General features: G+C 65.7%; 13 protein-coding genes. 10 read left to right on the forward strand and 3 right to left on the reverse strand.

The window, feature by feature from the left end; genetic code table 11:
* Positions 1-131 precede the first annotated feature (131 nt).
* From F792_RS0112575 to F792_RS0112595, 5 genes are all read left to right on the forward strand, one after another.
* Positions 132-1,436 carry a citrate synthase gene (locus tag F792_RS0112575; protein WP_018169899.1) on the forward strand — a complete coding sequence of 435 codons (1,305 nt, stop codon included), beginning with the start codon at positions 132-134 and terminating at the stop codon, positions 1,434-1,436.
* 318 nt (positions 1,437-1,754) lie between these two features.
* Positions 1,755-1,958 carry a DUF2892 domain-containing protein gene (locus tag F792_RS0112580; protein WP_018169900.1) on the forward strand — a complete coding sequence of 68 codons (204 nt, stop codon included), beginning with the start codon at positions 1,755-1,757 and terminating at the stop codon, positions 1,956-1,958.
* A 114-nt stretch (positions 1,959-2,072) separates the two neighbouring features.
* Positions 2,073-2,276 (forward strand): DUF2892 domain-containing protein, encoded by a 204-nt coding sequence (locus tag F792_RS0112585; RefSeq protein WP_018145532.1) that lies wholly within the window; start codon positions 2,073-2,075, stop codon positions 2,274-2,276.
* Positions 2,277-2,409: 133 nt separating this feature from the next.
* On the forward strand, positions 2,410-3,066 hold the full coding sequence (locus F792_RS0112590) for a phosphoribosyltransferase (RefSeq protein ID WP_018169901.1): 657 nt from the start codon (positions 2,410-2,412) through the stop codon (positions 3,064-3,066).
* The gene (locus F792_RS0112595) at positions 3,050-3,697 is read left to right on the forward strand and encodes a dienelactone hydrolase family protein (RefSeq protein WP_018169902.1); all 648 of its coding nucleotides are present in this window, start codon (positions 3,050-3,052) and stop codon (positions 3,695-3,697) included. Before F792_RS0112590 ends, F792_RS0112595 begins: the two co-directional genes overlap by 17 nt.
* Here the strand turns inward: F792_RS0112595 and F792_RS0112600 are convergent.
* Positions 3,687-4,742 carry an NAD(P)-dependent alcohol dehydrogenase gene (locus F792_RS0112600; protein ID WP_018169903.1) on the reverse strand — a complete coding sequence of 352 codons (1,056 nt, stop codon included), beginning with the start codon at positions 4,740-4,742 and terminating at the stop codon, positions 3,687-3,689. The two genes, F792_RS0112595 and F792_RS0112600, sit on opposite strands and share 11 nt — an antisense overlap.
* Positions 4,743-5,043: 301 nt before the next feature.
* On the opposite strand from F792_RS0112600, the gene F792_RS0112605 reads away from it, so the two are divergent.
* Positions 5,044-5,814, forward strand: coding sequence for a hypothetical protein (locus F792_RS0112605; protein WP_018169904.1), 771 nt, complete (start codon positions 5,044-5,046; stop codon positions 5,812-5,814).
* A 213-nt stretch (positions 5,815-6,027) separates the two neighbouring features.
* Entirely contained in the window at positions 6,028-6,528 is a 501-nt protein-coding gene (locus F792_RS0112610; RefSeq protein ID WP_018145527.1) for a heme-binding protein, read from the forward strand.
* 73 nt (positions 6,529-6,601) lie between these two features.
* Here the strand turns inward: F792_RS0112610 and F792_RS0112615 are convergent, their stop codons facing one another.
* Complete coding sequence (locus F792_RS0112615) at positions 6,602-7,234, reverse strand: MarC family protein (protein ID WP_018169905.1); 633 nt, start codon at positions 7,232-7,234, stop codon at positions 6,602-6,604.
* 144 nt (positions 7,235-7,378) lie between these two features.
* Here F792_RS0112615 and F792_RS0112620 point away from each other — a divergent pair, with 144 nt between their 5' ends.
* Both F792_RS0112620 and F792_RS0112625 read left to right on the forward strand, forming a co-directional pair.
* The gene (locus F792_RS0112620) at positions 7,379-9,487 is read left to right on the forward strand and encodes a TonB-dependent siderophore receptor (RefSeq protein WP_018169906.1); all 2,109 of its coding nucleotides are present in this window, start codon (positions 7,379-7,381) and stop codon (positions 9,485-9,487) included.
* A gap of 44 nt (positions 9,488-9,531) precedes the next feature.
* Entirely contained in the window at positions 9,532-10,611 is a 1,080-nt protein-coding gene (locus tag F792_RS0112625) for a lipoate--protein ligase (protein WP_018169907.1), read from the forward strand.
* Positions 10,612-10,714: 103 nt separating this feature from the next.
* Here the strand turns inward: F792_RS0112625 and F792_RS0112630 are convergent, their stop codons facing one another.
* The gene (locus tag F792_RS0112630; protein WP_018169908.1) at positions 10,715-11,068 is read right to left on the reverse strand and encodes a metalloregulator ArsR/SmtB family transcription factor; all 354 of its coding nucleotides are present in this window, start codon (positions 11,066-11,068) and stop codon (positions 10,715-10,717) included.
* Between the two features lie 255 nt (positions 11,069-11,323).
* On the opposite strand from F792_RS0112630, the gene F792_RS0112635 reads away from it, so the two are divergent.
* Entirely contained in the window at positions 11,324-13,279 is a 1,956-nt protein-coding gene (locus F792_RS0112635) for a DEAD/DEAH box helicase (RefSeq protein ID WP_018169909.1), read from the forward strand.
* The last annotated feature ends 33 nt before the right edge of the window (positions 13,280-13,312 follow it).

The raw sequence follows: 13,312 nt of genomic DNA on the forward strand, positions 1-13,312 counted from the left end.
GCGCGGCAAGCGCGATCGCCCTTTTCCTCCGAGCTCAACACACTTCACGCACCCCTCTGCCGCGGGCCGGTCGATGGTTTACCATTCACCTAATCCGCATCCGGACGACCCCTTCGCTACGAGGCCGTTTCATGAGCAAAACCGTCACGCTGACCGACAACACCACCGGCAAGAGCATCGAGCTGCCGATCCAGGAGGGCTCGCACGGCCCCAACTGCCTGGACGTCCGCACCCTGTACAAGGAGCTCGGCTACTTCACCTATGACCCGGGGTTCATGTCCACGGCCAGCTGTCGTTCGGACGTCACCTTTATCGACGGCGACGAGGGCACCCTGCTCTACCGTGGCTACCCAATTGAGCAGCTGGCGGAGGAAAGCACCTATCTCGAGGTCTGCTACCTGCTGCTGAACGGCGACCTGCCCGCCGCCGACGATCTGCACGACTTCTCGCGCATCATCAAGGAGCATTCGATGCTGCACGAGGCGGTGCGCCGCTTCTTCGACGGCTTCCGCCACGACGCGCACCCGATGGCGATCATGGTCGGCGTGGTTGGCGCGCTGTCGGCCTTCTATCACGACAACGTGGACGTGCATAACCCGGAACATCGGCGCATCGCCGCGCACCGGCTGATCTCCAAGATGCCCACCATTGCCGCATGGTCGTACAAGTACGCCAACGGCCAGCCGTTCATGTACCCGGACAACAACCTGTCCTACACCGCCAACTTCCTCGCGATGATGTTCGGCGTGCCCAGCGAGCCCTACCAGCCGAACCCGGTGTTCGTGCGCGCGCTCGACCTGATCCTGATCCTGCACGCCGACCATGAGCAGAACGCATCGACCTCCACCGTGCGCCTGTCCGGCTCCTCCGAGGCCAACCCGTTCGCCGCGATCTCCGCCGGCATCGCCTCGCTTTGGGGTCCACTGCATGGGGGTGCGAACGAGAAGGTCATCCGCATGCTCGAGGAGATCGTGCACTCCGACAAGAGCGTGGAGGACTTCGTGGCCCGCGCGAAGGACAAGAACGACTCCTTCCGCCTGATGGGCTTCGGCCATCGCGTGTACAAGAACTACGATCCGCGCGCCAAGATCATCCGCAAGATGTGCCACGACCTGCTGGCGGAGATGGGCGACATGGGCGCCGATAACCAGCCCCTGTTCGACGTCGCCATGGAGCTGGAACGTATCGCGATGGAGGACGACTACTTCATCGAGCGCAAGCTCTACCCCAACGTGGACTTCTACTCCGGCATCATCCTGCGCGCGATGGGCATCCCGTTGAACATGTTCACCGTGATCTTTGCCCTCGCCCGCACCGTCGGCTGGATCTCGCACTGGAACGAAATGATGCAGGATCCCGAATCCCGCATCGGCCGCCCGCGCCAGCTCTACACCGGCTACCGCTCGCGCGACTACACCTCCATCGAGGAACGCTAGAGAGACACGGATCCATGCGTACGTCCGCGTTGGCACCCCGTGTTTTCCGCGACCCGATACGGCACGCAGACGGGTAGACGCGCTACCGGCCTGTGTCCTCTCATTGGAGGTCGCAACGCAGATCGGGGAGCGTGGAGGACCCACCTCACGACCGATGGAACGCCGGGGCTTGGCCGCTTCTGCCCACCGACGGTGTTGCCGCGCGAGCGCGAACGCGTGCGTTGATCCGCATCCACCCCAGGCGGGCATCCGGTCCGATGCTTGCCGAACTCCCGCGCCGGTGCTATCTACTGGGTAGTAACAAGGGAGGGAGTGCTCATGTCCACCGACCGTTTCTTCATGTTGTTTGCCGGTATTGTCGTCCTGATCAGCGTACTGCTCACCTGGCTGGCCAGCCCCTGGTGGCTGCTGCTCGCCGTCTTCATGGGCATCCACCTGATTCAGGCCTCGTTTACCGGCTTCTGCCCGCTGGTGATGATCCTGAAATCCATGGGGCTCAAGCCCGGCGAAATCTTCCCCTGAACCCGGCCCGCGCGGTGGGTGGCGAGGGAACCCCATCGACTACGCGCCCCTTGTGTTCGTGAGCGTCAGACTGCATATTAGACTTCACTAATACTTAACTAGGAGACACCATCCATGAGCATTGACCGCATCGTCCTCGCCTTCGCCGGCACCGTCGTGATCATCAGCGCCATCCTCGGGTGGGTCTTCACCCCGATGTGGCTGATCCTGACCCTGTTCGTCGGCGCGAACCTGTTGCAGTCCGCCTTCACCGGCTTCTGCCCGCTGGCGATGATCCTGAAGGCGATGGGCGTGAAGCCCGGGGAAGCCTTCAACTAATCCCAAGGGGCCCCCACACCCCTTCCAAGGCCCGGGCACCGCTGGTCCCGGGCCTTTTTGTTTGCGCCGCCCGCGAGTGATCAACGCCTGTCTACACTTCAGGTGATACCCACTCACGCTGAGGGTAGGCCCAATGCGATTTCGAGACCGAAAGGAAGCCGGCGAGCAACTCGCACATGCCCTGGACCGCTATCGCGGCCAACCCGGCGTTGTGTATGCCTTGCCGCGCGGCGGAGTCCCCCTGGGGATCGCCGTCGCCCGGCACCTGGGCATGCCCCTGGATCTCCTGATCCCGCGCAAGATCGGCCACCCGTTCCATCCCGAGTACGCGATCTGTGCCGTGCCCGAGCAGGGCGAACCGGTCTGCAATCCACGCGAGGCGGAACGCGTCGATCCAGGCTGGCTGGACCAGGCCGAGGCACGCGAACGCGCCGAAGCCCGGCGCAGGCGCCAACTGTACTGCACGACGCCTTCCCCGGACGTTGGCGGCAAGCTGGCGATCATTGTCGACGACGGGATCGCCACCGGACTCACCATGCGCGCCGCGATCCGCGACGCACGTCAGCGCCAGCCTCGCCATCTGGTCGTGGCGATCCCGGTGGCACCAGCGGAGACCGCGGCGCTCCTGGAAAACGAGGTCGATGAACTGGTCACCCTGGACATCCCCGAGTACTACCGCGGCTCGGTGGGGGCGTACTACGAGGATTTCGAACAAGTCTCCGACGACGCGGTCATCGCGATGATGGCCTCCGTCCACCGTGCGGAAAACCCCGATGTCTCGCGTGAATGAACAGTCCGTCGACCTGGCCCTGGACGGCCAGGTCCACCAGGGGATTCTCGGCGTACCCGAGACACCCATTGGGCTCGTCGTTTTCGCGCACGGCAGCGGTAGCAGCCGCCTGAGCCCGCGCAATCATCAAGTGGCGCGGACACTGCAGGCCAGCCGCATCGCCACCCTGATGTTCGATCTTCTCACCGAAGAGGAAGATCGCACCTACGCCAACCGCTTCGATATCGAACTCCTCGGCCGGCGGCTGGTGCAGGCCTGCCAATGGGCGTCCGTCCAGCCTCGCCTGGCACCCCTGCCGCTCGGGCTGTTTGGCGCCAGCACCGGCGCCGCCGCAGCGTTGCAGGCCGCTGCAGCAGCTCCGGAGACCATCCGGGCCGTTGTCTCGCGCGGCGGGCGCCCGGATCTGGCGGGCGCCGCCCTGCCCCGAGTCGAGAGCCCCACCCTCCTCATCGTGGGCGGTGACGACACCATGGTGATTCAACTGAATCGCCAGGCGCAGGCGCTCATGCACGCGCGCTGCGAGCTCCAGATCGTACCCGGCGCCAGCCACCTGTTCGAGGAACCGGGCACGCTGGAACAGGCAGCCGAACTCGCGGCCGCCTGGTTCAGCAAGTGCTTGCCTACGGCGTAATGGCGACCTTCAGCACGCCGTCGCGTTGATGCGAGAACAGCTCGTAAGCCGTCTCGATATCCGCCAGCTTGTAACGGTGCGTCACCATCGGCGTCAGGTCCACGCGCCCCGAGGCGACGACCTCCATCAACCGCCGCATGCGTTCTTTCCCGCCGGGGCACAGGGTGGTCACGATGGTGTGATCGCCCAGCCCGGCCGCAATCGCATCCAGCGGCATGGAAAGCTTGCCCGAATACACCCCGAGACTGGAAAGGGTCCCGCCCGGTTTCAGGATGCGCAGACAGGCCTCGAAGGTCTGCTGCTGCCCCAGGGCCTCGATGGCCACATCGACCCCGCGCCCGCCAGTCAGCTCCATGATCGTCTCGACCGGGTCCTGCTCGCGGAAGTTGATCGCCACATCCGCGCCCAGCTTGCGGGCGGTCTCCAGGCGCTCCGGGACCCCGTCCACCACGATGATCCGGGTGGCCCCCATGAGCTTGGCACCCGCCGTGGCACAAAGGCCGATAGGGCCCTGGGCGAACACGGCCACCGTATCGCCGATGTGGATGTGCCCATGCTCGGCGCCGCCGAAACCGGTGCTCATGATGTCCGGACACATCAGTACCTGTTCGTCGCTCAGGCCGTCCGGCACCGGGGTCAGATTCGCCTGCGCATTGGGGATGCGCACGTACTCCGCCTGACAGCCATCGATCGTGTTTCCCAGTTGCCAGCCACCCATGGCCTTGCCACCACACTGGCTGGAGATGCCCTCCAGGCAGGAATGGCATTGCCCGCAGGGCGTGATCGCGCCCGCGATGACCCGCTGGCCGACCTCATAGCCGGTCACTGCGTCCCCGAGGCGTTCGATCACCCCAACCGGTTCGTGCCCCACGATGCGGCCCGCCTCCACCGGGTATTCGCCCTTGAGGATATGCACATCGGTCCCGCAGATGGTCGTGGCCGTCACCCGCAGCAGGGCGTCCGTCGGCCCGATCTCCGGGATTGGACGCTCCTGCAACTCGATCCGCCCGGGTTCGACAAAAACTGCCGCCTTCATCGTGCTCATACCAACCTCCTTTGTAGCGTTCCCGGAAAAACACTGAACCACCCGCTTTCCATGATTTCGAGCGCAGCGAGCCAATCAATCGGGCCGGGCCATCCGCTGTTCATGGATTGCTTCGCCGCTGCGCTACCCGCAAGCCCGGCTCATCCAGCGTTTTCCCCAAGGGGCGGCATGCCGTCATGCACACCCTGTTCATCAAACATAGCAGGCCAGCCACCCGATCTTCCCGCCCGGGCACCGATTGATCGCGACGCCCCGCTCGCCTCCCTTACAATGAGCCTACATCTGCTGTTCAGGATCGCCTGTGATCTCGCTCATTCCCCGCCTGTTTCAACGCGCCCCGGCCCTCGATCCCGAAAGCCGGGCCTGGATCCACGCCATCTTCGATTGGGCCGGGAACGAACCACACCTGGGATCGATGCTGCGCAAGGCCCACCTCGTTCTGCCCACGGCCGAGCACTTCCCCGGGCAAGCCGACAATCGCCAGGCCATGGCTCAACTGGTGTTCGATCGCGTACTGGAACATGGCGGGCTCGGAGACAGCCCGTTCCGGCTTGTGCACCCTGGAAATCTGATGGACGATCCCATCCCCTGGGATGCGATGAATACGGCCCGACCGAGCCGCAACCCGGCGGAACCCCAGCCGGGGGGCGTCGGCATCCGCTACGACCCGGAGCTCGTCGCCCATTCCCAGGCGCTGATTGCCCACTTCGCGCGCGAGATCGCCTTGCGCCTGCTCGCCACGGCTGGCGAGCCCCCACCCGCCCTGGAGGGTAACGAGGCCCATATCGCGGAACTCCTCGCCACCCAGATGGGCTTCGGGGTCATGCTGGCCAATACTGCCTTCCAGGTCCGCGTGAATCAGTGCGGTGCCTGCAAGGGGCCGAGCGCCGAACGCGAAACCGCACTCTCGCGCGACGACCTTGCCTACGCCCTGGGGTTGTTCTGCCGGCGGCACGCCATCCCGCCGTCCCGAGCGAGGGCTCACCTGAACACCCCGTTGCGCCCGGCCCTGCGCCACGCATTGCGCGATCTCGCTCGTCGCGAGCGTGAAGCCGCGAGCGGCGCCGCCTGATCGGCCCGTCCTACGGGCCCCAGCTGCACAGCCGCCAGGCGTGGCGTTATTCAATCCGTTTTATAAGACTTCTTCCGTACCTTACTGTCGAATAGTCAGATTTACCTGATCGAAAGTGGATACCACTTAGCGCGGCGTCACGGCGCGTTGAAGAGCGGTGCCCGGGCATCTAGTTATCAGAGTTGCGAAACCACAGCTTTCTGGAGGCCCATCATGACCACCCTGCGTTACTGCCTTGCTGCCCCGATCTTCCTTGCGTTTGCCGCCGCGCCGCTGCACGCCAGCGAGGGTACCTTCGACACCCCGACGCTGATCCCCGAGCTTGCGGTCAAGGCCGCAGAGGCCGCGGTCGAGGCCTGCCGCGAACGCGACACCCAGGTCACTGCAGCCGTGGTCGACCGACATGGCACCCCCCAGGCCCTGAAGCGCGACCGCTTTGCCGGCCCGCACACGGTGGATACCGCCATCCGCAAGGCCTGGACCGCCGTCAGCTTCCGCACCGACACCCTGGAGCTTCGCGAGATGACGGAACCGGGAGAGGCCGGCTATGGCATCCAGCACCTGCCGGGCGTCAGCACTCTGGGCGGCGGCAAGCAGATCACCACCGGTGGTCGGATTGTCGGCGGCATCGGCATCTCCGGCGCCCCTAGCGGACAGGTCGATGACGAATGCGCGGCAGCCGGCATCGACGCCATCACCGAAGACCTGCTCTAACCCCACCATCTGCCGGCGGGGCCTTCTCGCGCGAGCGGAGGGCCCCGTTCATCGCATGACCACGCCAGCCGTTTCAGGCGCCGAGCAAACCGCTTCGCTGAAGCCCGTCGAAGATAAACTGCATCGCGAGCGCGCTCAGCAGCACGCCCAGGATGCGCGTGAGCACATGCGCGCCGGTCACGCCCAGCCAGTGCTGCAGACGTGACGCCACCAGCAGGCACACCAGCGCAAGCACCATAACGGCCACCAACGCCCCGAGCACCACGGCCTGGGCCATCCAGTCGCCCTCGGCCCGGCTCATCATCAGGATCGCGGCCCCCATCGCGCCGGGGCCGGCCAGCAAGGGCGTGGCCAACGGAAAGATCGACAAGTCCTTGCGGGTGCGCGCCTCCTGCGTCTCGGCCGCCGTGGCCGACACCGCGCCCGAGCTGCGGGCAAACACCATGTCGATGCCAATCAACAGCAGCAGGATCCCGCCCGCGGTGTACAGCGCCGCCAGCGAGATCCCCAGCAGCGACAGCAGCGCCTCCCCGACCAGCGCGAACAGCAACAGGATGCCGCCCGCGACCGCCGCCCCGCGGATGGCCATGGCACGGCGCTGGGCTGGGTCCACGCCCCGACTGAGGACCGCGAATACCACCGCGACATCCACCGGCCCGATGGTCACGAAAAACGTGGCCAGCGCGACGATTCCCAGTTCCAGCATGGCGGATCCCTCCTCTGGCGGCTGTTCTCCAACGGCCATGACATGCCCGGAATGGGCCTGGCCATCCGGGGTTTAAGTTGCCCTTCGTGATCGACGAACCTACTTTAGCGCGTTCTGAAACGCTTATTGGGGAGCCATCGAGTCATGAAACGTCGTGTTGTCGGTCATCTGACGCTGGCCAGTCTGCTTGCATCACCCGCCCTCGCTTATGCCCAGGAGGCCGCTCAGACACTGGGCACCGTATCGGTTACGGCCACCGGATACGAGACCCTGATCGACGAGACGCCGTCCTCCGTCACCGTGATCGAGGCCAGCGAAATCCGCAACCGCGAGGCCCGCACCCTGGGCGACCTCCTGCGCGGCCAGCCGGGTGTCGCTACGGCCGTGGACGGATCGGTGGGCTCCGATCCGATCATTCGTGGCCTGAAGCGCGACCAGGTGCTGGTTCTGGTCGATGGCGTGCGCATCAATGCGATGCAGCCGCCGGCCCGCGGCTCGCTGGCTTCCTATGTCAACGTCGACCTGATCGAACGCATCGAGATCGTGCGCGGCCCGGGCTCCGTGCTCTACGGCGCCGGTGCCATGGGCGGCGTGATCAACATCATCACCCGCGGCGGCGATTTCACCGACGAACCCGAGACCCGCGGCTTCTCCCGCCTGGGCGTCACCTCGGTCGACGAAGGCATCCGCGGCGCGGTCGGCGTCACCGTCTCCAACGACCGCAACGTGCTGGACCTGTCCACCGCCTACCTGAACACCGACGACTACAAGAACGGCGACGGCGACCGTCTGCGCGACTCCGGCACCGAACAGAACGCCTACCACCTGCGTTACCGCGGCAAGCTGGCGCCGGGCCACGAGGTCCAGTTCCGCGCCCAGCGCGACGAGCGCAAGGACGTCTGGTACCTCGCCTCGCGCACCTTTACACCGAACGACGGGCAGCGACCGGAAGGGCTGAACACGCACTACACCCCGCGCCAGACCCGCGACCTCGTCGAGTTGAGCTATGAAGGCGAGTTGAACGGTGCCTGGGCGCCACGGGTGGAGGCGTCGATCTATCGGCAGGAGCTCTCCCGCGGGAATTACGACTGGAGCGAACGCCTGCAAAAGGACTACCGGACGTCCGATACCGACTTCACCACGGACGGCCTCCGCGTGCAGACCGAACTGGTCCCCACCGATGACCAGATCCTGCTGGTCGGGGCCGAGGCCTGGCGCCTGCGCGCCAGCCCGGTGTCCTACGTGGGCTTCCCACCGGACTATGAACCGGTGAACCGGATGCCGCTGGTCGAAAACGGGAAGATCGAGTCTGCCGGCGTCTTCGTACAGCACGAGACCTACCTCGACTGGGCCACCGTCAATGTGGGCGCTCGCTATGACGAGGTACGGGGCAGCGCCGACTCCGCCATGGGGGTCACCGCCCCTCTGGACAAGACCGATCGGAACCTGAGCTGGTCGGCCGGGCTCACCTGGCACCTTCATGACGCCTTCAACCCGTACTTCAGTCTGTCCGAGGGCTATCGCTCCGCGAGCCTGCTGGAACGCTACCTGACCTATCCCTACAGCGATGGGTACACATGGAACAGCGACCCGCAGCTGGATCCGGAACGGAACCGCACGTTCGAAGTGGGTGCACGCGGCCAAATCGGCGCGACCTCCTACACCGTATCCGCCTATGAAAGCCGCATCCGCAATTACATCGGTGGCGTAACGATCAGCAGCGACGAGAAGGACACCATCAATCTGGACGAGGCCCGCATCCACGGCATCGAGGCCCTGGTGGAACACGCGTTCACCGACGCGATCACCGGCTATGCGAGTGGCACGTGGATCCGCGGCGAGAACCGCGACCGCCGCTTTGACGAGCCGCTGACCCAGATGCCCCCGCCGGAGGCCACGATTGGCCTGACCCAGTCGACTGCAAAAGGCTGGCAGTGGGATGCCCGCATCCGGGCAGTCGCCAGTCAGAGCCGCACCGCGGACCGGTTCACCGCCAATGAGGATTTCCCGGACGGTACCGAGCGCAACACCTCCGGTTTCGCCACCGCCGACCTCGCCGTCGGCTACCGCTTCGGGCCCAGCGCCGGCTTTCGTTCCAACGAGATCACCTTTAGCGTGACCAACATCGCCAACAAGACCTACCGCGAGCACGTCAACGAGATGACCGAGGCACGCCTGGACCCGGCCAATGGCGTACAGGACATCTGGGCCCCCGGCCGCAGCTTCGGGCTCACCTGGAACGCCGAGTTCTAGACCGGCCGCAGACATCGCCCCCAAGACAAGACAAGGACAACACCATGCGTTTACGCGTAATCGATTTCGGCCAGCAGCCCGCCGTGCGGTCCCAGGCGGTCTACCACGGCATCGCCGAGGCCATGGGCAAGGACGATGATCCGGTGCTCACCCTGGTCAACCCTGACGACCCGTATGTCTGCGTCGGGTTGCATCAGGAGATCGCCCTGGAGGCCGACGAAGACTTCTGCAAGGAACAGAACCTGCCGATCATCCGCCGCCACGTCGGTGGCGGTGCGGTGTATCTGGACCACAACCAGATGTTCTTCCACTTCATCTATCCGTCGTCCAAGGCCCCGCGGATCGTCTCCGACATCTACAAGAAGTTCATCGACCCGGTGATCAACACTTACCAGGACCTGGGCGTGAACGCGACCTTCCGCCCGGTGAACGACATCCACGTGGACGGACGCAAGATCGGTGGCACGGGTGCCGCCAGCATTGGCAACGCCACCGTGATGGTCGGCAGCTTCATGTTCGACTTCGACACCGCGACCATGGCGCGTTGCCTCAAGGTCCCTTCGGAGAAGTTCCGCGACAAGCTGCGCGCCGGCATGGAGGACTACATCACCACGTTGTCACGCGAACTGGGCGAGATGCCGGCCCGCGAAACCGTGCGCGATGCCTTCCTGAAACGCGTCGCCAGTGATCTCGCCGTCGAAGTCGAGATGAGCGAGCCCACCGCCGAGGAAAATGCGGCCATCGAGGAACAGGTCGCCGAACTGACCGACCCGGAATGGACCTACCGCAAGGGACGCAAATTCGTCGAGATGGGCGTGAAGATCGCCGCCGGAACCCACCTGACCGAAGGTGCCCACAAGGCCCCCGGCGGGCTGATTCGGGCCCAGCTGATGGAAAAGGACGACCACATCGCCGATCTCCTGCTCTCCGGCGATTTCACGGTCTTCCCGGAAGACGGCATGGATCGCATCGCCGACGCCCTGCACGGCCAGCCACTGGAAGAAGAAGCCCTGCGCACTGCTGCGACCACCTGCATGCAGGAGATCGGCCTGGACGCCCCGGGCATCGAAGCCAGCGACATCGCGACGGCGATCCTCGCCTGCGTCCACCGCGAGCCTCATTGAGCGGTCACGCGCAAGGCTTCGCATCCAAACAGAAACGGCCGGACCACCCTCTTGGTGGTCCGGCCGTTTTGACGTTATTGCAGCTTTCTGCGTACGACGATCCTCAGGCCGAATCCAGGCACTCCGCACGACTGGGCGCGGTGTTGAGCCGGTCGCGATCACTTGTGTACGGCTCCGTTCGGGAGGCGGCACGATCCGCAGTCTTCAGGATCTCCGCGGCCCATTCAGGAAGCTCCGGCGAGAGCCGATAATAGATCCAGTTGCTCTCGCGCCGGGTACGCACCACCTGATAATGGCGCAGAGCGGCCAGGTGACGCGATACCTTCGGCTGGGACATCTCCAGAGCGTGGGTCAGCTCGCAGACACACAGCTCCCCTTCCGCCTGCATCAGCAAGAGCGAGCGAAGCCGTGTCTCGTCGGCCAGCAAGTTGAACAGGTCCGTAGGGGTAAGCGACATACCGTATCCAGCAAAAATCCTTGGACGAACTATATCCCGACAGCTCAAGTGGAACAACGAATAGGCGTCCCCACGATTCCGCCCCCGTCCAGGACGAGCAAGCCGGTTGCGGCATTTCGAACATCCCGCCGCATCTCCCTGGAAGATGTCCGATGTTTTCGCTCGTTACGTCTTCGATTCGTGTATGATGCGGGGTTGGCAGTTGCCATCCGATTTTCGCCGGGCCTTCGTTTCCGGCCTGTGTGAGTACCCTCAATGTCTGATTCCCCCTCCTTCTCCCAGCTCGGGCTTTCCGAGTCGCTGGTTCATGCCCTGTCGAACATGGGCTTCACGACCCCGACCCCGGTCCAGGCCGCCTGCATCCCCGCGCTGCTGGAAGGCCGCGATGTTCTGGGCGAGGCCCAGACCGGCACCGGCAAGACCGGCGCCTTCGGCCTGCCGCTGATTGACCTGATGGACGCCGGCAAGCGCGCGCCCCAGGCACTGGTGCTGGCCCCGACGCGCGAGCTGGCCAACCAGGTCGCCGGCGCCCTGACTGAGTTCGCCCGCGAGTTCTCCGGCATCGATGTGCTGCCCGTCTACGGCGGCCAGCCGATGGGCGAACAGCTGCGCGCCCTGCGCAAGGGCCCGCAGATCGTGGTCGGCACGCCCGGCCGCGTGGTCGACCACATCAAGCGCGGCACCCTGAACCTGGACGCCCTGCGCGTCGTGGTGCTGGACGAAGCCGACGAAATGCTGCGCATGGGCTTTGTCGAAGAGATCGAGTGGATCCTGGAACAGACCCCCGAAGCGCGCCAGACCACCCTGTTCTCAGCCACCATGCCGGCGCCCATCCGTCGTATCGCGCACCGCCACATGCGCGAACCGGAAGAGATCCGCATCGGCGCCGGCAACGAGGCCGGCACCGACATCGACCAGAGCTATTGCCTGGTCGATGCCCGCCACAAGGTGGAGGCCCTGACTCGCCTGATGGAGACTGAGGCAGACCTGGACGGCGCGGTCGTCTTTGCCCGCACCAAGGCCTCTACGGTCGAGATCGCCGATTCACTCGGCCAGGCCGGCATCGCCGCGTCCGCGCTGAACGGCGACATGGAACAAGGCGAGCGCGAGCGTGTGGTCAGTGACCTGCGCGACGGCCGCCTGGATGTCATCGTCGCCACCGACGTCGCCGCCCGCGGCATCGATGTGCCGCGCATCAGCCACGTCTTCAACTTCGACGCCCCCGGCGATGCCGAGGTCTACGTCCACCGCATCGGCCGTACCGGTCGCGCCGGCCGCAAGGGCCGCGCCATCCTGTTCCTGGAGCCGCGCAAGCGCCGCATGCTGAAAGACATCGAACGCCTCACCGGCAAGCCGGTGCGCGAACAGCCGGTGCCCGACCGCCAGGCCGTACAGGCCCGCCGCGAGACGCGCTTCGCCGAGCGCGTTCAGGCCCTCCTGGGCAGCGAACAGAACTCCGGACACGAAGCCCTGGTCGATCGCCTGCTGGCCGACAGTGGCGTATCCGAGCGCGAACTCGCCACCGCCCTGGTCGCACTGGCCACCGCCGGCAGCCCGCTGGATGCCAACGCCACCAAGGGCGCCGATCCGCTGCTGGCGGCCGCCCGTGCCCCCTATTCCGAGCGCGGCGACAACCGCCGGGACAGCAAGCCCCGGGGCGAGCGTCCGTCGCGCGGCAAGGATCGCGAACCGGAAGCCGACATGGTGCGCTACTACATGCCGGTCGGCCGCAACAACGGCGTGGCGCCGGGTGCCATCGTTGGCGCGCTGGCCAACGAGGGCGGCCTGAACGGCCGCGACATCGGCCGCATTGGCCTGCGTGACGACCACAGCCATGTGGATCTTCCGGCGTCGCTGGACGAAGCCGCGATTCGTCGCCTGGGCAACATCCATATTGCCAACCGCAAGCTGGAACTGACCCTTCAGGCCCCGCGCCCGGGCCAGGCCGCGAATCAGGACGACGCTCGCAAGCCTGCGCCGCGCAAGACCGCCAAGCCGCGCAGTGACAAGCCGGAGACCAGCGGCAGGTCCAAGCCGACCAGCAAGCCCACACCGGCCAAGCGCGGCCCGGCCCCGGGCAACGGCAAGCGCCCGGCCTATGCCGCCGCACCCGGCAAACGCCCCGTGCGCAAGGGTACCAGTGGGCCCAAGAACACCGGCTCGCGCGCGGACGGCACGCTGATGATCAAGCGCAAGGCCGCCAACGGCTAAGCGCGGCAACTCAAAGGCGCGTGCCAGACAACG

This window comes from Thioalkalivibrio sp. ALMg9 (assembly GCF_000380625.1).
GTDB classification, from domain to species: Bacteria; Pseudomonadota; Gammaproteobacteria; order Ectothiorhodospirales; family Ectothiorhodospiraceae; genus Thioalkalivibrio; species Thioalkalivibrio versutus.